Annotated in this window: 16 protein-coding genes; 14 read left to right on the top strand and 2 right to left on the bottom strand. The window is 70.9% G+C overall.

The window, feature by feature from the left end; genetic code table 11:
- Positions 1-5 precede the first annotated feature (5 nt).
- The 14 genes from kdpA to HYE82_RS01040 all read left to right on the top strand — a co-directional run bounded on the left by kdpA (position 6) and on the right by HYE82_RS01040 (position 17515).
- Positions 6-1670 carry a potassium-transporting ATPase subunit KdpA gene (kdpA, locus tag HYE82_RS01105; RefSeq protein ID WP_179171976.1) on the top strand — a complete coding sequence of 555 codons (1665 nt, stop codon included), beginning with the start codon at positions 6-8 and terminating at the stop codon, positions 1668-1670.
- Entirely contained in the window at positions 1667-3799 is a 2133-nt protein-coding gene (kdpB, locus tag HYE82_RS01100) for a potassium-transporting ATPase subunit KdpB (protein ID WP_179171975.1), read from the top strand. The genes kdpA and kdpB overlap by 4 nt, the downstream gene beginning before the upstream one ends.
- 5 nt (positions 3800-3804) lie before the next feature.
- Entirely contained in the window at positions 3805-4482 is a 678-nt protein-coding gene (locus tag HYE82_RS01095) for a potassium-transporting ATPase subunit C (RefSeq protein WP_179171974.1), read from the top strand.
- A gap of 119 nt (positions 4483-4601) precedes the next feature.
- Positions 4602-5288, top strand: a complete 687-nt coding sequence (locus HYE82_RS01090; RefSeq protein WP_179171973.1) for a response regulator — start codon at positions 4602-4604, stop codon at positions 5286-5288.
- A gap of 70 nt (positions 5289-5358) precedes the next feature.
- Positions 5359-7902 (top strand): sensor histidine kinase KdpD, encoded by a 2544-nt coding sequence (locus HYE82_RS01085; RefSeq protein WP_179171972.1) that lies wholly within the window; start codon positions 5359-5361, stop codon positions 7900-7902.
- A gap of 574 nt (positions 7903-8476) precedes the next feature.
- A complete protein-coding gene (locus HYE82_RS01080) occupies positions 8477-9349 on the top strand; it encodes a universal stress protein (protein ID WP_179171971.1) in 873 nt (290 codons plus the stop codon).
- Positions 9350-9455: 106 nt separating this feature from the next.
- Positions 9456-10931 carry a bifunctional aminoglycoside phosphotransferase/ATP-binding protein gene (locus HYE82_RS01075; protein ID WP_179172010.1) on the top strand — a complete coding sequence of 492 codons (1476 nt, stop codon included), beginning with the start codon at positions 9456-9458 and terminating at the stop codon, positions 10929-10931.
- Between the two features lie 54 nt (positions 10932-10985).
- Positions 10986-11297 (top strand): hypothetical protein, encoded by a 312-nt coding sequence (locus tag HYE82_RS01070; RefSeq protein ID WP_179171970.1) that lies wholly within the window; start codon positions 10986-10988, stop codon positions 11295-11297.
- A gap of 17 nt (positions 11298-11314) precedes the next feature.
- Positions 11315-13105, top strand: coding sequence for an acetate--CoA ligase (acsA, locus tag HYE82_RS01065; RefSeq protein ID WP_179171969.1), 1791 nt, complete (start codon positions 11315-11317; stop codon positions 13103-13105).
- Between the two features lie 150 nt (positions 13106-13255).
- Positions 13256-14191: a pyruvate dehydrogenase (acetyl-transferring) E1 component subunit alpha gene (pdhA, locus tag HYE82_RS01060; RefSeq protein ID WP_256986815.1), complete on the top strand. Its 936-nt coding sequence runs from the start codon at positions 13256-13258 to the stop codon at positions 14189-14191.
- Positions 14188-15213, top strand: coding sequence for an alpha-ketoacid dehydrogenase subunit beta (locus tag HYE82_RS01055; RefSeq protein WP_179171967.1), 1026 nt, complete (start codon positions 14188-14190; stop codon positions 15211-15213). Before pdhA ends, HYE82_RS01055 begins: the two co-directional genes overlap by 4 nt.
- A 1-nt stretch (position 15214) precedes the next feature.
- Entirely contained in the window at positions 15215-16513 is a 1299-nt protein-coding gene (locus HYE82_RS01050) for a dihydrolipoamide acetyltransferase family protein (RefSeq protein WP_179171966.1), read from the top strand.
- Positions 16510-16776, top strand: coding sequence for an acyl carrier protein (locus tag HYE82_RS01045; RefSeq protein ID WP_179171965.1), 267 nt, complete (start codon positions 16510-16512; stop codon positions 16774-16776). Before HYE82_RS01050 ends, HYE82_RS01045 begins: the two co-directional genes overlap by 4 nt.
- A gap of 112 nt (positions 16777-16888) precedes the next feature.
- Positions 16889-17515, top strand: coding sequence for an HPP family protein (locus tag HYE82_RS01040; RefSeq protein WP_218782133.1), 627 nt, complete (start codon positions 16889-16891; stop codon positions 17513-17515).
- Positions 17516-17585: 70 nt separating this feature from the next.
- On the opposite strand, the gene HYE82_RS01035 is transcribed toward HYE82_RS01040, so the two are convergent.
- Together HYE82_RS01035 and HYE82_RS01030 are read right to left on the bottom strand one after the other, a co-directional pair.
- Positions 17586-18089: a flavodoxin domain-containing protein gene (locus tag HYE82_RS01035; protein WP_179171964.1), complete on the bottom strand. Its 504-nt coding sequence runs from the start codon at positions 18087-18089 to the stop codon at positions 17586-17588.
- Positions 18086-18577: an Hsp20/alpha crystallin family protein gene (locus HYE82_RS01030; RefSeq protein WP_179171963.1), complete on the bottom strand. Its 492-nt coding sequence runs from the start codon at positions 18575-18577 to the stop codon at positions 18086-18088. The genes HYE82_RS01035 and HYE82_RS01030 overlap by 4 nt, the downstream gene beginning before the upstream one ends.
- Positions 18578-18746: the final 169 nt, after the last annotated feature.

Here is an 18746-nt window from a genome sequence, read left to right as displayed (position 1 = left end):
CGGATATGAGTCCCCAGACCGCTGGTGTGCTCCAGCTGCTCGCGCTGATCGCCGCGCTCGCGCTGGCCTACCGTCCGCTCGGCGACCACATGGCCCGGGTCTACTCCTCCGAGAAGCACTACGCACCGGAGAAGTGGATCTACAAGGCCATCGGCGCCAACCCGTCCGCCGGGATGCGCTGGCCCGCCTACCTGCGCGGCGTCCTGGCCTTCTCGGCCGTGAGCGTCCTGTTCCTCTACGCCCTGCAGCGCCTGCAGGGCAGCCTGCCCGGCTCGCTCGGCTTCGCCTCGATCGACCCGGACCAGGCCTTCAACACCGCCGCGTCCTTCGTGGCGAACACGAACTGGCAGTCGTACTCCGGCGAGCAGGCCATGGGCCACGTCGTGCAGACCGGCGGCCTGGCGGTGCAGAACTTCGTCTCCGCCGCCGTCGGCATGGCCGTCGCCGTCGCCCTCGTACGGGGCTTCGCCCGCTCGCGGACCGGCGAGCTCGGCAACTTCTGGGCCGATCTGGTGCGGGGTGTCTTCCGCATCCTGCTGCCCGTCTCCCTGATCGGCGCGATCATCCTCGTGGCCTGCGGCGCGATCCAGAACTTCGCCGGCATCCACGAGGTCGGTCAGTTCACGGGTGGCACCCAGCAGTGGAACGGCGGCGCCGTCGCCTCCCAGGAAGTCATCAAGGAACTCGGAACGAACGGCGGCGGCTACTTCAACGCCAACTCCGCCCACCCCTTCGAGAACCCCAACCCGTTCTCCAACCTCTTCGAGATCTTCCTCATCCTCGTCATCCCGTTCGCGCTGACCCGCACCTTCGGCCGCATGGTCGGAAGCCTGCGCCAGGGCTACGCGATCCTCGCGACGATGGCGGTCATCTGGGTCGGCTTCGTCGCCCTGATGATGTGGACCGAGTTCGCCGGCAACGGCCCCGCCTTCGAGACCGCGGGCGGCGCGATGGAGGGCAAGGAGACCCGGTTCGGCATCGGCGCCTCGGCCATCTTCTCCGTGTCCACCACCCTGACCTCGACCGGCGCGGTCAACTCCTTCCACTCCTCCTTCACCGGCTTCGGTGGCGGCATCCAGCTGCTGGGCATGCAGCTCGGCGAGATCGCCCCCGGTGGTGTCGGCTCGGGCCTCTACGGCATGCTGATCATGGCGATCATCGCGGTGTTCATCGCCGGCCTGATGGTCGGCCGCACCCCCGAGTACCTGGGCAAGAAGATCGGCACCCGCGAGATCAAGCTCGCCGCCTGCTACATCCTCATCACCCCGGCCCTCGTGCTGTGCTTCACCGCCGCCGCGATGGCGCTGCCCACCCCTGCCGACTCGATGACGAACTCCGGCGCGCACGGCTTCTCCGAGATCCTCTACGCCTACACCTCCGGCGCCAACAACAACGGCTCCGCCTTCGCGGGCCTGAACGCCGACACGCAGTGGTTCAACTCGACCATCGGCATCGCGATGCTGCTGGGCCGCTTCCTGCCCATGGTGTTCGTCCTGGCCCTGGCCGGCTCGCTCGCCGAGCAGAAGCCCGTACCCGAGACGGCGGGCACCCTGCGCACCGACAAGCCGCTCTACGCCGGCCTCCTCGTCGGCACGATCATGATCATCACGGGTCTGACCTACTTCCCCGCGCTCGCGCTGGGTCCGCTCGCCGAAGGGCTGGCGTCATGACCACGGACGTAAAGAAGCAGGACGCCATGTCCACCTCCACTCCCACCCGCGCTCCGCACCAGGACGTGCCCACCGGCCACAAGCCGGACGGCGGCCGTGTCGGCGGCGGCCTGTTCGACCCCAAGCAGCTGCTCAAGTCCTTCCCGGACGCGGTCCGCAAGCTCGACCCCCGCGTCATGGTCAAGTCGCCGGTCATGTTCGTGGTGCTGATCGGCTCGGTGGTCACCACCGTCCTGGCGCTGAAGGACCCGACGGACTGGTTCGGCTGGGCCATCACCGCCTGGCTCTGGCTGACGACGATCTTCGCCAACCTGGCGGAGGCCGTGGCCGAGGGCCGCGGCAAGGCACAGGCCGACACCCTGCGCAAGGCCAAGACCGACACCGTCGCCCGCCGGCTGGCCAAGGACGGCCGGGAGGAGTCCGTACCCGGTACCGACCTGAAGATCGGCGACCTGGTGGTCTGCGAGGCCGGTGACGTCATCCCCGGCGACGGCGACGTCGTCGAGGGCGTCGCGTCCGTGGACGAGTCCGCCATCACCGGCGAGTCGGCCCCGGTCATCAGGGAGTCCGGAGGTGACCGCAGCGCGGTCACCGGCGGTACGAAGGTCCTCTCCGACCGCATCGTCATCAAGATCACGACGAAGCCCGGTGAGACCTTCATCGACCGGATGATCAACCTGGTCGAGGGGGCCGCCCGGCAGAAGACGCCGAACGAGATCGCGCTGAACATCCTGCTGGCGTCCCTGACGATCGTCTTCCTGCTGGCCGTCGTCACCCTCCAGCCCTTCGCGATCCACGCCGGGGCCGAGCAGTCGATGATCGTGCTGACCGCCCTGCTGGTCTGCCTGATCCCCACCACCATCGGCGCCCTGCTCTCCGCGATCGGCATCGCCGGCATGGACCGCCTGGTCCAGCGCAACGTCCTGGCGATGTCGGGCCGGGCGGTCGAGGCCGCCGGCGACGTCTCGACGCTGCTGCTGGACAAGACCGGCACCATCACCCTCGGCAACCGGCAGGCCGCCGAGTTCGTGCCCGTCAAGGGCACCACGGCGGCCGAGCTCGCGGACGCCGCCCAGCTCTCCTCCCTCGCGGACGAGACCCCCGAGGGCCGGTCCATCGTGGTCCTGGCCAAGGAGAAGTACGGGCTGCGCGAGCGCCACCAGGGCGAGCTCGCCCAGGCGGAATGGGTCGCCTTCACCGCCCAGACCCGCATGTCGGGTGTGGACGTGGACGGCCGCAAGGTCCGCAAGGGTGCGACCGGGTCCGTCGTGGCCTGGGTGAACGAGCGCGGCGGCGAGGTCGCGGACGACGCCCAGACACTCACCGACACGATCTCGCAGGCCGGCGGCACCCCGCTGCTCGTGGCCGTCGAGGACGACAAGGGCGCCCGGGTCCTGGGCGTCATCCACCTCAAGGACGTCGTCAAGGACGGCATGCGGGAGCGGTTCGACGAGCTGCGCCGCATGGGCATCAAGACGGTCATGATCACGGGTGACAACCCGCTGACCGCCAAGGCCATCGCGGAGGAGGCAGGCGTCGACGACTTCCTCGCCGAGGCCACCCCCGAGGACAAGATGGCCCTCATCAAGCGCGAGCAGGCCGGCGGCAAGCTGGTCGCGATGACCGGCGACGGCACCAACGACGCGCCCGCGCTCGCCCAGGCCGACGTCGGCGTGGCGATGAACACCGGTACGTCGGCCGCCAAGGAGGCCGGCAACATGGTCGACCTCGACTCCAACCCGACCAAGCTGATCGAGATCGTCGAGATCGGCAAGCAGCTCCTCATCACCCGCGGCGCGCTGACCACCTTCTCCATCGCCAACGACGTCGCGAAGTACTTCGCGATCATCCCCGCGATGTTCGCCGTGGTCTACCCCGGTCTGGACAAGCTCAACATCATGGGCCTGGCCTCGCCGGAGTCCGCGATCCTGTCCGCCGTCGTCTTCAACGCGCTGATCATCATCGCGCTCGTCCCGCTCGCCCTCAAGGGCGTGCAGTACAGGCCGACCAGCGCCGACAAGATGCTCCGCCGCAACCTCGGCCTCTACGGGCTCGGCGGCCTGATCGCCCCGTTCATCGGCATCAAGCTCATCGACCTGCTCATCTCCCTCATCCCCGGGATCGCGTGACCGCCATGAACACTTCCGTAGGCAACACCGCACGCCTGATCGGCGCCGGCCTGCGCGCCCTGCTGGTCCTGACCGTGCTCTGCGGCGTGCTCTACCCGCTCGCCGTCACCGGGATCGCCCAGGCCCTGTTCAACGACAAGGCCAACGGCTCCGAGATCAAGGACAAGAGCGGGCGGGTCGTCGGCTCCTCCCTCATCGGGCAGACCTACAACCTGCCCAAGCAGGACCCCAACGACGCGGAGGAGGCGGCCAGGCCGGACCTGAAGTGGTTTCAGCCCCGCCCCTCCAACGGACTGGGCTCCAACAGCGTGAACACCCGGTACTCCCTCATCCTCTCCGGCGCCACCAACCGGGCCGGCGACAACCAGGACCTGATCAAGTGGGTCACCGACGCCAAGGCCGCCGTGGTCGCCGACAACTCCACCGCCGCCTACGAGGTCAAGCCGCAGGACGTACCGGCCGACGCGGTCACCTCCTCCGGCTCCGGCCTGGACCCGCACATCTCTCCTGAGTACGCCGAACTCCAGATCCACCGGGTCGCGGAGAGGAACGGCCTGACCGTCGCCCAGGTGGAGAAGCTCGTCAAGGACAACACCGAGGGCCGCACCCTCGGCTTCATGGGCGAGCCCCGCGTCAACGTGCTGGAACTCAACACCGCCCTCAAGGCACTGTCCGAGAACTGATGGTTCACCTCGCACGGACCGAGAGCCGGCAGGGCGCCGGTTTCCCCCAGCCGCCGCTGGGGGGCCCGAGCGCCCCGCCGGTCTCTCCCGTGCTCGTATCGAAGGAAGGCTGCACACCGATGACCCGGGTGCTCGTGGTGGAGGACGATCCCCAGCTCGTCCGCGCACTCAAGATCAATCTTCAGGCGCGGAAGTTCGACGTCGAGGCGGCGCCCGACGGCGGCTCGGCCCTGCGGCTCGCCGCCGCCCGCAAACCCGATGTCATCGTCCTCGACCTCGGGCTGCCCGACATGGACGGCATCGAGGTCATCAAGGGAGTGCGCAGCTCCAGCAAGGTCCCGATCCTGGTCCTGTCCGCCCGCCACACGTCGGAGGACAAGATCAGGGCGCTGGACGCGGGCGCGGACGACTACGTCACCAAGCCCTTCAGCATGGACGAGCTCCTGGCCCGGCTGCGGGCGGCCACCCGCCGACAGGCGGAGCCGGACGGGCGGGCCGACGACGTCACCGTGATCACGACCGACGGGTTCAGCATCGACCTGCCGGCGAAGAAGGTGCGGCGCGGCGACCGCACCGTACGGCTGACCCCGACCGAATGGCACCTCTTGGAGATCCTCGTCACCCACCCCGGGCACCTGGTCTCCCAGCAGCAGCTGCTGCTGGAGGTCTGGGGGCCCACCTACAGCGAGAACACCAACTACCTGCGCGTCTACATGGCCCAGCTCCGACGCAAACTGGAAGCGGACCCGTCCCACCCCCGGTACCTGATCACGGAACCGGGGATGGGCTACCGCTTCGAACCGTGACCGGCCCCCGGCCGGAACGGTTCCGGGACCACGCGCACAGACCTGTCAGCACACACGAGAAGCCGGCACCATGGGACGCGGAAAGCTCCGTATTTACCTCGGCGCGGCACCGGGCGTCGGCAAGACGTACTCGATGCTCTCCGAGGCACACCGTCGGATCGAGCGGGGCACCGACTGCGTCGTCGGCTTCGTCGAGCACCACAACCGGCCGCGTACCGAGGTGATGCTGCACGGCCTGGAGGTGATCGAGCGGCGCGAGATCGAGTACCGGGGCAGCACCTTCACCGAGATGGACGTCGACGCGATCCTCGCGCGGCGTCCGGCCGTGGCACTCGTCGACGAGCTCGCGCACACGAACGTGCCCGGGTCGCGCAACGCCAAGCGGTGGCAGGACGTCGAGGAGCTGCTCCAGGCCGGCATCGACGTCGTCTCGACGGTCAACATCCAGCACCTGGAGTCGCTGGGCGACGTGGTGGAGACGATAACCGGGGTCCGGCAGCGGGAGACCGTCCCGGACGAGGTCGTCCGCCGGGCCGACCAGATCGAGCTGGTCGACATGTCCCCGCAGGCACTGCGCCGCCGCATGGCCCACGGAAACGTCTACAAGCCGGACAAGGTCGACGCGGCCCTGTCCAACTACTTCCGCCCGGGAAACCTGACCGCCCTGCGCGAACTCGCCCTGCTGTGGACCGCCGACCGGGTCGACGAGTACCTGCGCGAGTACCGCGGCGAGCACAACATCCGCACCACCTGGCAGGCCCGCGAACGCATCGTCGTCGGCCTGACCGGCGGCCCAGAGGGCCGTACGCTCATCCGGAGGGCCGCGCGCCTGGCCGAGAAGGGTGCCGGCGGTGAGGTCCTGGCCGTCTACATCGCCGCCAGTGACGGCCTCAGCTCGGCCTCGCCCAAGGAGCTGGCCGTCCAGCGCACCCTGGTCGAGGATCTCGGCGGCACCTTCCACCACGTCATCGGGGACAAGGTCTCCGACTCCCTCCTGGAGTTCGCCCGCGGGGTCAACGCCACGCAGATCGTGCTCGGCGTGAGCCGGCGCCGCTCCTGGCAGTACGTGTTCGGGCCGGGCGTGAGCGCCACCGTCGCCCGCGAGTCCGGCCCCGACCTGGACGTGCACATCGTCACCCACGACGAGGCCGCCAAGGGCCGCGGCCTGCCCATCCCCCGCGGCGCCCGACTGGGACGCTCCCGGATCATCTGGGGCTGGCTGACGGCCGTCGCCGGCCCGGCCCTGCTCACCCTGCTGCTCAGCCAGGTCGTTCCCGATCTCGGGCTCGCCAACGACATGCTGCTGTTCCTCACCCTCACCGTGGCGGCCGCGCTGCTGGGCGGGCTGCTCCCGGCGCTCGCCTCCGTGGCCGTCGGCTCGCTCGTCCTGAACTGGTTCTTCACCCCGCCCCTCCACCGGCTGTCCATCTCCGACCCCCGCAACATCGTCGCCATCTCGATCTTCGTCGGGGTGGCGGTGTCGGTGGCCTCCGTGGTGGACCTGGCCGCCCGCCGCACCCACCAGGCCGCACGGCTGCGCGCCGAGTCCGAGATCCTCTCCGTCCTCGCCGGGAGCGTGCTGCGGGGCGAAGACTCCCTGGAGGCTCTGCTGGAACGGCTCCGCGAGACCTTCGCGATGGACTCCGTCGCCCTCCTGGAACGCGCGAGTGAGGTCGACTCCTGGACCACCGCGGCCGCTGTGGGCCACCAGCCCGTCGGCCGCCCGGAGGCCGCCGACGTCGACATGCCGATCGGCGAGAACATGGCCCTGGCCCTGTCCGGCCGGGTGCTGCCCGCCGAGGACCGCCGCGTCCTCGGGGCCTTCGCCGCCCAGGCCGCCGTCGTACTGGACCGGCAGCGACTGGTCGACGAGGCCGAGGAAGCCCGCCGACTGGCCGAGGGCAACCGCATCCGCACCGCCCTGCTGGCCGCCGTCAGCCACGACCTGCGCACGCCGCTGGCCGGTATCAAGGCCTCCGTCACCTCGCTGCGCTCCGACGACGTCGAATGGTCCGAGGAGGACAAGGCGGATCTCCTGGAAGGCATCGAGGACGGTGCGGACCGCCTCTCCGCCCTCATCGGCAACCTGCTCGACATGTCCCGGCTCAACACCGGCACGGTCGTCCCGCTGATCCGCGAGACCGACCTCGACGAAGTGGTCCCGATGGCGCTGGGCGGCGTACCCGAGGACAGCGTGGAACTCGACATCCCCGAAACGCTCCCCATGGTCGCCGTCGACCGGGGCCTGCTCGAACGCGCCGTCGCCAACATCGTCGAGAACGCCGTCAAGTACAGCCCCGCCGGCCGGCCGGTCCTCGTCTCCGCCAGTGCCCTGGCCAACCGGGTGGAACTGCGCGTGGTGGACGGCGGCCCGGGTGTCCCGGACGAGGCCAAGGAGCGGATCTTCGAACCCTTCCAGCGCCACGGCGACGCCCCGCGCGGCGCCGGCGTCGGACTCGGCCTCGCCGTCGCCCGCGGCTTCACCGAAGCCGTCGGCGGCACCCTCACCGCCGAGGACACCCCCGGCGGCGGCCTCACCATGGTCCTCACCCTGCCCACAGCCGGAGACGGTCCTCCGGTGGCGGCGGAGCTCCCGACCGCAGCGGTGACCTGAAGAGTCGGCGAACAGGACGGACGACAACGCACGTGAGCCGTCCGGCCCGGTATCCCCACACCGGTCGCCGGACGGCTCATGTGGTGTGCGACGGGCATCCGGCGCCTACTCGCTCCGAATCCGGACCCCCCAGGCCGGATCGTGCGTGCCGTCGGCGGTGTTCAGGTCACACGCCGCCGGATACGCGCCACGGAACGTCATTCCGTCACCGTCGGCACAGCAGTCTCACCCCCATCAGTGCAGGTAGGTGACCGTCTTGACGTGTTCCTTCCGCGGCGGCACCCATCCTTGACGGATTCCTGACGGGTGTTCCGAACTGCTGTCTCCCGGCGCGGCTTTCGCGCCATCAGAAGGTCGTCAAGGACGTGCCGGAGAACGTGCCGCCGCACATCGGATGCGCTGGCATGAGGTCATGAGGGCTGCCGACGGGGCTTTGCCGGGGGCGCGCCCGGCAGGCGGTGACGCTCACCCGGCCGGCGGCCGCCGCGGAAGGCCGCTTCGGTGCGCCTGCTCCGCATGGCCGGGAGACTCGTGCACTGTGATCCCAAAGTTCTCGTGAGAGGAGGCTGAGGCCATGGACCCGGTCGTGACCGTGGGCCTCGACGGCTCACCGGAGAGCCTGGCCGCTGCCCGCTGGGCCGCCGACGAGGCCGACCGGCGCAGGCTCACGCTGCGTCTGCTCCACGCCTGGCCCATGCTGGCCCCGGAACCGACGCGCATTCCCTCGGAGATCGACCAGAACTACTGGGCGAAGAAGCTCGTGCACAAGGCGCGGTCAGAGCTCCAGGCCGCTCATCCAGGACTGCCGATCGTCGGCGAGCTGGTTGCCGACGACGCCCAGGAAGCTCTCCTGCGCGCAGCATCCGAGTCCGAGATGACGGTGCTCGGTTCGCGGGGGCTGGAGCTCGTGGAGAGCTATTTCCTGGGTGACATCAGCACGCCCGTCGTGGCCCGGGCAGAGCGGCCGGTGGTTCTGGTCCGGGCCGGCGCACGAAGCGACGGGCCGCCCACACCGAGGCCGCCGGGCGGCGTGGTGGTGGCGTTGAAACTCCGCGGCCCGTGCGATGACCTGCTCGCGTTCGCCTTCGAAACCGCGGCGGCGCGCGGCGTACCCCTGCGGGCCGTCCACGGCGAGAGCCTGCCTGTACACGCCTACACACCGTGGGGCGTGGACCACGAAGTCACCGAAGAGATCAAGCAGGAGGCCCGGAAGCGGCTGGACCTCGCCCTGCACCCGTGGCGCGACAAGTTCCCGCATCTCGACGTCGCCGACAGCATCGCCCTCGAAAGCCCGGCCAGGGCCCTTGCACGGGCTGCCGAGGGAGCAGGATTGCTGGTCGTCGGCCGGCGCAAGCACCGTCCCGCCCTGGCACCGCGCCTGGGCTCCGTCGCCCAGGCCGCCATCCATCACGCGCGCTGCCCCGTTGCCGTCGTCCCGCATGACTGAGCCGGACGGCAACCCCATGGAGCCGCCCGGGCCCGCGTACCACTCCGGCGCTTCGGCGCTCCGGCACGGCACCGGCCCCCACGCCGCCCCGCCGCAGCGGGCGGAGGTGTGCGAGACCCACACCGCGGTCGTCTTCTTCGTCGGCGACCGCGCCTACAAGCTCAAGAAGCCGGTCGACCTGGAGTTCCTGGACTACACGGCCGTGGCGGCTCGCCGGACCGCCTGCGCACAGGAAGTGGCCCTCAACCGGCAGTTCGCGCCGGATGTCTACCTGGGGGTGGGGGAGATCCGCGGCCCCGGTGCGGAAGTGCCGGAACCGCTCGTGGTCATGCGCCGGATGCCGACGGACCGCCGCCTCTCGACACTGGTACGGGAGGGCGTTGCGGTCGACGGCTTCCTCCAGGACGTCGCCCGTCGGCTCGCCGCACACCACGCAGGTGCGGTCCGCGGCCCGGAAGTGGACGAACAGGGCACGAGGGACGCGCTGTCGGCGCGCTGGGAAGCCAGCTTCGCGCAGGTCCGCGAGCTGGTCGGCGCCGAGCGCCTGCCCGACGGGCTGGCGGAGGTCGAGCGATTGGTACGCCGCTATCTCGCCGGCAGGAAGCACCTGTTCGACACCCGTATCGAGCAAGGGCGGATCGTCGACGGTCACGGCGACCTGCTCGGCGACGACATCTTCTGCCTGGACGACGGCCCCCGCATCCTCGACTGCCTCGAATTCGACGACACCCTCCGCTACGTCGACGGCCTCGACGACGCCGCGTTCCTCGCCATGGACCTGGAGCACCTCGGGGCTCCCGAGGCCGCGTCGTACTTCCTCGCCCGGTACGGCGAGTACTCCGGCGACCCGGCACCCCCTTCCCTGTGGCACCACTACGTCGCCTACCGCGCGTTCGTGCGCGCCAAGGTCTCCCTGATCCAGGCACACCAGGGGGCCCCGGGGCTGGAGTCGGCGGCGCGGCGGCTGGTCTCGATCGCACTGCGCCACCTGCGTACCTCCGCGGTGTGCCTGACACTCGTCGGCGGGCTCCCGGGCAGCGGGAAGTCCACTCTTTCCGGAGCCCTGGCCGACCGCCTCGGTGTGACGCTGCTCAGCAGCGACCGCATCCGCAAGGAACTGGCGGGCATCCCCGCGGAGCAGTCGGCGGCTGCCGGCTACGGCGAGGGCCTGTACACGCCCGAGTGGACGGCCGACACGTACGCCGCCCTCCTCGACCGGGCGTCGGCCCTGCTGTCCTCCGGCGAATCGGTCGTGCTGGACGCCACCTGGTCCGATGCGGGACAGCGCGAGGCCGCCCTCCGCATGGCCGAACGCGCCGACGCCGACCTCGTGGCACTCCACTGCCAGGTTCCCGACAACGTGTCGCAGGCCCGGATCGACACCCGCACCCTGGGCGCGTCCGACGCCGACCGCGCCATCGCCAGGGCCATCGCCGCCAGAGAAGCCCCGTGGGCCGAGGCCGTCACGATCGACACCGGCGGTTCCCTCGAATCCGCGGTCGTCCAGGCACTGGCAGCCGTACACCCGTGGGGAGTCAGCCAGGCTCCGGTCTTCCGCCGCCCCTACATGGAGCCGGACTGAACCCGCTGGCTCTGTCGGCAGGGAGCTCGCGAGTGGAAGCGCCTCGCGGACATCATGGACCACAGCAGCGACCCGGTCGGCAACGCCTTGCGCGGCCGCCGCTTCGCGCAGCTGCTCCAGCCCATCGGGCTGAAGTCGGTGGCCGACACGGAGAAGCCCCTCGCGGGCGAAGTACAGTGCGTCACGCCCGTGCCCGGCGCCCAGCTCCAGGATCTCGCGGGCGTCGGCCGCCCGGCCGGGCACTTCCCGGCCCGTGCCGGCACGCGGTGGGACCGAGCGGTCCCCGCCCAGGACCGTTCGGCCCTCCCCCGACGTACCGGGTCCGGCGGATGGTGGTTCTGGACCACCATCCGGATGTGCCCGTGATGGACGAGGAGCCCGCCATGACCTACTCGATCATCACAAAGCAGCGCCACCCTGATGACGCATGGCGGCTCCCGGACTACGAGCAGACCCGTGCGACGTTCACCTGGGACAAGGCCCGGTCATGGCTGAGCGGCCTGCCGGGCGGCGGCATGAACATCGGCTTCGAAGCCGTCGACCGGCACATCGAAGCCGGTCACGGCGATTGGGAGGCCCTGCGGTGCGTGGCCGCCGACGACTCCGTGACCCACATCAGCTACGCAGAGCTCGCTGCCGACGCCTCACGGTTCGCGAACGTCCTCGTCGGTTTGGGAGCAGGCCCGCAGGAGCGGGTCTTCACCCTGCTGGGCCGGCGCCGGGAGCTGTACACCGCGGTGCTGGGCACCCTGCGTGCCCGACGGGTGCTGTGCCCGTTGTTCTCGGCGTTCGGCCCGGAGCCGGTGCGCCAGCGGCTGGCCCTGGGCGACGCCCGGGTCCTGGTCACCACCGAGGCCCTGTACCGGCGCAAGGTCGAGGAGATCCGGCACCTGCTGCCCGGCCTGGCCCATGTGCTGCTGGCCGGACCCGTCACCGACCTGCCGCCGGGCACCCTCGTACTCGACCACCTCATGGCTCAGGCCCCGCCGGTGTTCGCGGTGCCGCCGACCGGCCCGCAGGACATGGCCCTGCTCCACTTCACCAGCGGGACGACCGGCACCCCCAAGGGCGCGGTGCACGTGCACGAAGCGGTCGTTGCGCACCACGCCACGGCGGCCTTCGCCCTTGACCTCGGCCCTCGGGACGTGTACTGGTGCACGGCCGACCCCGGCTGGGTGACGGGCACCTCGTACGGGATCATCGCCCCTCTCACCCACGGGGCCACGCTGGTGGTGGACGAGGGCGAGTTCGATGTGCACCGCTGGTACCGGATCCTCGACGCCCAGCACGTCGCGGTCTGGTACACGGCGCCCACGGCGATCCGCATGCTCATGCGCGCCACGCCGCGGGGCAGCGGCAGCGGGCTTCCCGGACCGTACGACCTGTCTGCTCTCCGTTTCGTCGCCAGCGTCGGCGAGCCGCTCAACCCGGAGGCCGTGGTGTGGGGGCAGGAGGTCCTGGGCCTGCCGGTGCACGACAACTGGTGGCAGACGGAGACGGGCGCCATCATGATCGCCAACTACGCGTCCAGCGACATCCGTCCCGGATCCATGGGGCGGCCGCTGCCCGGCGTGCACGCGGCGATCCTCGAACGCGGTCACGACGGACGTGCGGCGGTCACCGACGGGCACGTACGACCGGTCACCCAGCCGGGTGTGGAGGGTGAGCTGGCGCTCCGGCCGGGGTGGCCGTCGATGTTCCGCGGCTATCTGAACGACCGGGCGCGGTACGACGCCTGCTTCGCCGACGGCTGGTACCTCACCGGCGATCTGGCGAAACGGGACGAGGACGGATGGTTCTGGTTCGTCGGGCGTGCGGACGACGTGATCAAATCCGCCGGGCACCTCATCGGGCCCTTCGAGGTCGAGAGCGCTCTGATGGAGCATCCGGCCGTGGCGGAGGCGGGCGTGATCGGCCGCCCCGACCCGGTCGCGGGAGCCGTGGTCAAGGCGTTCGTCTCGCTGCGTCCCGGGTACGAACCGGAAGCCGGGCTGAAGCGCGCACTGCTGGCCTTCGCCCGGAAGCGGCTCGGGCCCGCGGTGGCCCCGCGGGAGATCGAGTTCGACCAGAACCTCCCGAGGACCCGCAGCGGCAAGGTGATGCGCCGCCTGCTGCGGGCCCGGGAACTCGGACTGCCCGAAGGCGACCTGTCGACCCTGGAGGGTCCCGTCTGAGCAGCCTCTGAGGAAGGCACGACCATGAGCACGACCACCAAGCGAGCCCCCGGCCCGAAGCGTGCGGGCGGTCGCCGCCGGCCGCCGGAGCCGCAGGCGGGCGAGCCGCGTACCGGCAGCCGTGACCACCAGCGGGAGCTTCTGCGGCAGATGCTGCTGATCCGGCGGTTCGAGGAACGCTGCGTCGAGCTGTACAGCGCGGCGAAGATCCGCGGCTTCGTCCACCTGTACATCGGCGAGGAGGCAGTCGCCGTGGGCGTCGGACAGGCCCTGCGCGAGGAGGACGCCGTGGTCTCCACGTACCGCGAGCACGGCCACGCCCTGGCCCGGGGCGTGCCGGCCGAGGCCGTGATGGCCGAGATGTTCGGCAGGGCCACCGGGTGCAGCCGCGGGCGCGGCGGGTCCATGCACCTGTTCGACGCGGGACGGCGGTTCTACGGCGGCAACGCCATCGTGGCCGGCGGACTGCCACTGGCCGCCGGCCTGGCACTCGCCGACCGGATGCGCGGCGCCGAACGGGTGACGTGCTGTTTCTTCGGCGACGGTGCCTACGCGGAGGGCGAGTTCCACGAAACGGCCAACCTCGCCGCGCTGTGGCAGCTGCCCCTGCTGCTGGTCTGCGAGAACAACCTGTACGCCATGGGGACCAGTCTGGCGCGGGAACACGCGCAAACGAACCTCGCGATGCGCGCCGCGTCGTACGGTATGCCCGCCTGGACGGTCGACGGCATGGACGTACTGGCCGTCGAGGCGGCTGCGCGACGGGCGGCCGAATCCGTCCGGGCGGGCGGCGGCCCGCACTTCCTCGAAGCGCGGACGTACCGCTTCCGGGCTCACTCGATGTACGACCCGGACCGCTACCGGAGCAAGGAGGAGATAGCGCAGTGGAAGGCACGTGACCCCCTGGCCTGCCTGGAGGAGCGGATGCGTGCCGAGGGAACCCTGGACGACCCGGCGGGCAAGCGGCTGGAGGAGGACGTGTCCGCCGAGATCGACGCGTCCGTGCGCTCCGCGGAGGCCGCCCCGTACGAACCGGTCGCGGACCTGTTGCGGTTCGTGACGAGCACGACCGGGAGCACGAGATGAACGCGCGTCAGTCCGCCGGGAGCACGGCGACCGCCGGAAGCACGGCGACCGCCCGTACGACGTACCGGGAGGCCCTGCGGGAAGGGTTGCGCGAGGCCCTGCGCGGGGATCCCCGGGTCTTCCTCATGGGTGAGGACGTGGGCCGGTACGGCGGCTGCTTCGGGGTGAGCCTCGGCCTGCTGGAGGAATTCGGACCCGACCGGATCCGCGACACCCCCCTGTCGGAATCCGCATTCGTCGGGGCGGGCATCGGTGCCGCGCTGGGCGGCCTGCGGCCGGTCGTCGAGATCATGACCGTCAACTTCAGCCTGCTGGCCCTCGACCAGATCATGAACAATGCGGCCACCCTGCTGCACATGTCCGGCGGGCAGCTGAACGTGCCGATCGTGATCCGGATGACCACCGGGGCGGGGCGCCAGCTCGCCGCCCAGCACTCCCACAGCCTGGAGGGCTGGTACGCCCACATCCCGGGCATCCGGGTGCTCACCCCCGCGACCGTGGACGACGCCCGGCACATGCTGGCCGCGGCCCTCGACGACCCCGACCCCGTCGTGCTCTTCGAGCACGGGAGCCTCTACAACGAGGAGGGGGATCTGGACGCCACGATCGATTCCGTCGGCCTGGACTCCGCGGCGGTACGCCGTCCGGGCACGGATGTCTCCGTGGTCACGTACGGCGGGTCACTGCCCAAGGCCATGGCAGCCGCCGAAGCCCTGGCGGAGGACGGCATCAGCGCGGAGGTGGTGGACCTGCGGTCCCTGCGGCCCCTGGACGACGCGACGGTGCTGGAGTCCGTCGCCCGCACCCACCGGGCCGTGATCGTGGACGAAGGGTGGCGCAGCGGCAGTCTCTCCGCGGAGATCGCCGCCCGCATCATGGAGCGGTCCTTCTACGAGCTCGACGCCCCGGTCCAGCGCCTGTGCAGCCAGGAGGTACCGATCCCCTACGCACGGCAGCTGGAGGAGGCCGCTCTGCCCCAGCCCGCTTCCATCGTGGCAGCGGTCCGGCAGGCGGTGGCCTGACGTGGGCGAGTTCACCATGCCGTCCCTCGGGGCCGACATGGACGAGGGCACCCTCGTCGAGTGGCTGGTCGCGGAGGGAGCCGAGGTCGCACGGGGCGACGTCGTCGCCGTCGTGGAGACGGCCAAGTCGACGATCGAGGTGGAGTGCTTCGCTTCGGGAACGGTCACCGAGCTGCTGGTCGAGCCGGGCACGACGGTCCCCGTCGGAACGCCCCTGGCCGTCATCACCCCCACCGCGCCGGGACCGCCTCCCGTCACGCCCGGACCTGCCGCCGAGGCCCCACCGGCCACCCCCCTCGTCCGGCACCAGGCGGCCGACGAAGGAGTGGACCTCCAGGCCGTGCACGGCACCGGCAGGGGCGGCCGGATCACCCGGGCGGACGTGTCCCAGGCAGCACGTCCGGCGACGGGACGGATCGCGGCGTCGCCGCTCGCGCGACGCCTCGCCGAGTCACTGGGCGTCGACCTCACGACCGTGAAGGGCACCGGCAGCCGGGGCGCGATCAAGGCCGACGACGTCCGTGCCGCGTCCGGAACCGGCAGCAGCACACCCGGTTCCACCGTCTTCACCGAACAGGCTGCCGCAACCGGGCCGCCGCCCGCACCGGCCGCCGCGCGCGCCACCCGCGCGACGCCGTCTCCCGGCGATCGCCTGGCCATCGCCCGGCTGATGTCCCGGGCCAAGCGGGAGATCCCGCACTACTACCTGTCCACGACCATCGACCTCACCGAGGCCCTCGGCTGGATGCGGCAGCAGAACAGCACTCGACCGGTCCCGGCACGTTTCGTCCCGGTCGCGCTGATGCTGAAGGCAGTGGCACTGGCCGCGCGTGAGGTACCCGAACTGAACGGTCACTGGGCGGACGGCCGCTTCGTGCCCGCGACCGGTGTCCGCCTCGGTACGGCCGTATCGCTGCGCGGAGGCGGACTGGTGGCCCCGGCCCTGGCCGATGCCGACCGCATGCCCCTGCCGGAGTTGATGGCCAGCTTGAAGGACCTCGTTTCCCGGGCCAGGCACGGCAGGCTGCGTGCCTCGGAGACGGCGGACCCGACGCTCACCGTGACCAATCTCGGCGACCAGGGGGTCGAGTCGGTCTTCGGCGTGATCTATCCGCCCCAGGTGGCGATGGTGGGCCTCGGCCGGATCACCGACCGACCCGTCGCGGTCGACGGCATGCTCACCGTCCACCCGACCGTCACCGCGACACTGTCCGCCGACCACCGGGCCAGCGACGGAGCCACCGGCGCCCGCTTCCTCACCGCGCTCGACCGCCTGCTCCAGCATCCGGAGGACCTGTGACCCGCGACGAAGCCCTCGAAACGATCAAAGCCGTGATCGAGGAGGTCGTCCCCGGCGCCGACCTCTCCGCGGTGTCACCCGACGAGAAGTTCCGGGAGCGCCTGGAGATGGACTCCCTGGACTTCCTCACCTTCGTCGAGGTGCTCAGCGGACGGACGGGGCTCGCCCTGCCGGAACAGGACTACCCCTCGCTCACCACCCTTGACGGATGCGCGGACTACGTCGCCGCACGCACCGGGGGGACACGAGGAGACCCGTCGTAGACGGCGCAGGCTCCGGCCCCGTCGGCGCCCGTTCGGATCCCGGTCGGCCCTACTCCCCGTGGACGTGTGCAGCCAGGCTGGGAGAGCACGGTATCCAGCGGCTGGAGGAATCATGAAACACCTGCGCACCGTGAACGACGTCATGACGCACGCCGTGGTATCGGTCGACCGCGAAGCCACCGTCCACGACATCGTCGGAACCATGCGGCGGTGGGGTTTCAGCGCACTGCCCGTGCTGTCGGCCGAGGGCCGGGTCGTCGGCGTCGTTTCCGAGGCCGACCTCCTGGCCAAGGCCGCGACCGACCTCCTGTCGAAGGCGGAGGGCGCAGACGAGTCGCACACCGTGACCGCCGGGCAGCTGATGACCGTTCCGCCGGTGACCGTGCCCGGGGACGCCACGATCGCCGGCGCCGCCCGTCTGATGGCGAGAGGGCCCTTCAAGCGGCTGCCGGTGGTGGATGACGACGGCCGGCTCGTGGGCGTCGTCAGTCGCGGCGACCTTCTGAAGATCTACCTCCGCCCCGACGGGGACATCGCCGAGGAACTGCGGGAGCTGCTCATGGCGCAGCTGATCCCCGCCGGATCGGCGGTCGTGCACGTCCACGTCGACCACGGCGTCGTACGGCTGGAGGGCGAGGTGCCCGATCCGACGCTGGCGGACGTGCTCGTGCACATCGCGCGCGCCGTGCCCGGAGTCGTGGACGTCACGTCCCGCCTCCGCCCACGGCTGCCGGCCTGACCGCTGGAGAGGCACAGGTCGCCGTGCGACCGAGCCGCCTTCCGGCGGCTCGGCTCACCGGGTCGGCCGTTCAGGCGGCCGCGGCGAGTTCGCTGCTGATGTGGTGGGCCCAGGTCTGGATCCGCTCCGGGTTGCGGAAGTCGCCGCCCCTGCCGTGCCGGATCACCGCCTTCGCGATGAGACCCGGTGTGCTCGCGGTGATGCTGCCTCCGAAGGTGACGTGTTCGCGGGCTCCGAGCCGTTCCATCTGCCGGGCCACGGCCGGCACCGGCGGGATCTCGTGCTGCTCCGCGGAGCTGTCGATCGGGCCGCTGCTGAACAGCCAGACCGGGCGGTGCTTGAGGTAGTGCTCGTTGCGTTCCGCACAGTGCCGTGCCTTGCCGCTCCAGCGGCCGGCGTACAGGGACCCGCCGAGGACGACGGCGTCGAAGCCGCGGACGTCGTCCACGTCGTCCGCGGGGAGCACCACGGCATCCAGGCCGTCCTCGCGGAGGGTCCTGCCGATTTCCGCCGCGATCCCGGCGGTCGCGCCGTGCTTGCTCCCGTAGGCGACCAGGACCCTCTTGGCCGTCATGACGTCTCCCCCGTCTCCCCCGACTTCCCCGTCTCACCCGCCTCCTCCGTCTCCGTGCCCTGGGGGCGCTTGACGGGGATGCTGCGGCGGCCGGCGGGGGGTTCGGGCTCCATCGGTACGCGGACCGTGAGGATGCCGTCCTCGTACGCTGCTTCGACTCCCTCGGTGGGGATCCGGGGCAGGCGGACGCTGCGGCGGAAGAATCCGTAGCGGAACTCGGAGTGGTCCTTCTCCTTTGTGCTCTCGGTGTGCTCGGCGCTCACGGTGAGGGTGTCGCCGTCGACCGTGATCTCGATGTCCTTCTCGGGGTCCATCCCCGGCAGTTCGGCGCGGAGCGTGTACGTGCCTTCGTCGCTGGTCACCTCGATGGGGATCGGGTGGGCGTTGAGGGCCGGCCGCCACATCGGGAAGCGCGGGAAGTCGGCTCCGAACCAGTCCGTGAGGTCGGGGAAGAGGCTGCGCCTCCGCTCCATATGCGTGCCTGACATGGGGTGCTCCTGGATTTCCGGCGCCGTGTGACCGGCGCCTTCGTGCGGGCTTCCGTATCCACTCTCGTTCCGCCGCCACCCGGTCCGCTTGGGCCTGTCGGGGCAGCGACGGGGCCGTTCGGCCCCGGCTCAGGGTGTGGGAAGACCGGCCGGGGTGTGACACGCCGAT

The sequence above is a fragment of the Streptomyces sp. BR123 genome (genome assembly GCF_013401435.1).
Lineage (GTDB): Bacteria > Actinomycetota > Actinomycetes > Streptomycetales > Streptomycetaceae > Streptomyces.
The sequence above is the reverse complement of the archived record's forward strand: the minus strand, read 5'-3'. Positions and strand labels throughout refer to the sequence as shown.

Coding starts and splice junctions, on each gene's coding strand:
- HYE82_RS01055 (WP_179171967.1), top strand. CDS start 14,188: ATGAACGCGCGTCAGTCCGCCGGGAGCACGGCGACCGCCGGAAGCACG.
- HYE82_RS01040 (WP_218782133.1), top strand. CDS start 16,889: ATGAAACACCTGCGCACCGTGAACGACGTCATGACGCACGCCGTGGTA.
- acsA (WP_179171969.1), top strand. CDS start 11,315: ATGACCTACTCGATCATCACAAAGCAGCGCCACCCTGATGACGCATGG.
- HYE82_RS01080 (WP_179171971.1), top strand. CDS start 8,477: ATGGACCCGGTCGTGACCGTGGGCCTCGACGGCTCACCGGAGAGCCTG.
- HYE82_RS01085 (WP_179171972.1), top strand. CDS start 5,359: ATGGGACGCGGAAAGCTCCGTATTTACCTCGGCGCGGCACCGGGCGTC.
- HYE82_RS01035 (WP_179171964.1), bottom strand. CDS start 18,089: ATGACGGCCAAGAGGGTCCTGGTCGCCTACGGGAGCAAGCACGGCGCG.
- HYE82_RS01070 (WP_179171970.1), top strand. CDS start 10,986: ATGGACCACAGCAGCGACCCGGTCGGCAACGCCTTGCGCGGCCGCCGC.
- HYE82_RS01095 (WP_179171974.1), top strand. CDS start 3,805: ATGAACACTTCCGTAGGCAACACCGCACGCCTGATCGGCGCCGGCCTG.
- HYE82_RS01090 (WP_179171973.1), top strand. CDS start 4,602: ATGACCCGGGTGCTCGTGGTGGAGGACGATCCCCAGCTCGTCCGCGCA.
- kdpB (WP_179171975.1), top strand. CDS start 1,667: ATGACCACGGACGTAAAGAAGCAGGACGCCATGTCCACCTCCACTCCC.
- HYE82_RS01030 (WP_179171963.1), bottom strand. CDS start 18,577: ATGTCAGGCACGCATATGGAGCGGAGGCGCAGCCTCTTCCCCGACCTC.
- pdhA (WP_256986815.1), top strand. CDS start 13,256: ATGCTGCTGATCCGGCGGTTCGAGGAACGCTGCGTCGAGCTGTACAGC.
- kdpA (WP_179171976.1), top strand. CDS start 6: ATGAGTCCCCAGACCGCTGGTGTGCTCCAGCTGCTCGCGCTGATCGCC.